At 36.2% G+C, this 522-nt stretch carries 1 protein-coding gene; it reads left to right on the top strand.

Features of this window, described 5'->3' with window-relative positions; all coding sequences use genetic code 11:
- Window positions 1-504, top strand: a 504-nt coding sequence (locus tag QTN47_RS27980; RefSeq protein ID WP_369332771.1) for a transposase, incomplete at its 5' end; no start/stop codon positions are given.
- Window positions 505-522 lie beyond the last annotated feature (18 nt).

Raw genomic sequence — 522 nt, 5'->3', positions numbered from 1 at the left:
AGGAAGACAATTGATTTTTTTGATAAACAGGAGAATGAAATAAAACAGGAGATTGATGTGCTGGTAAAAAAAGATCAGGAAGTAAGTGAAGCTGTTGCTTTGTTAAGTAGCATCAAAGGAATTGGAGAATTAACCGCAGTTACAGTTTTGGCAGAAACGAATGGTTTTGATCTGATACGGAACTCTAAGCAATTGGCCAGCTATGCAGGCTATGACGTAAAAGAAAAAGAATCCGGTACATCAGTAAAGGGAAAGCCTAAAATATCAAAACGGGGCAACAAGCATTTGCGCAAAGCTATGCATCTGCCAACATTTTCAGTAATCAATAATGATCCCAGATATAAAGCTATTTATGCCAGACTGATATCCAAACATGGCATTAAAATGAAAGCAGCAATAGCGGTGCAAAGGAAACTATTGGAGTTGCTGTATACCTTATTCAAAACAAAAAACAAGTATGACCCGGATTATCTCTCAAAACAAGAGATATTAATCAACGACTAAACAACACATTAAATCAAG

The sequence above is a fragment of the Danxiaibacter flavus genome (assembly GCF_041060425.1).
Lineage (GTDB): Bacteria > Bacteroidota > Bacteroidia > Chitinophagales > Chitinophagaceae > Danxiaibacter > Danxiaibacter flavus.
The sequence above is the reverse complement of the archived record's forward strand: the minus strand, read 5'-3'. Positions and strand labels throughout refer to the sequence as shown.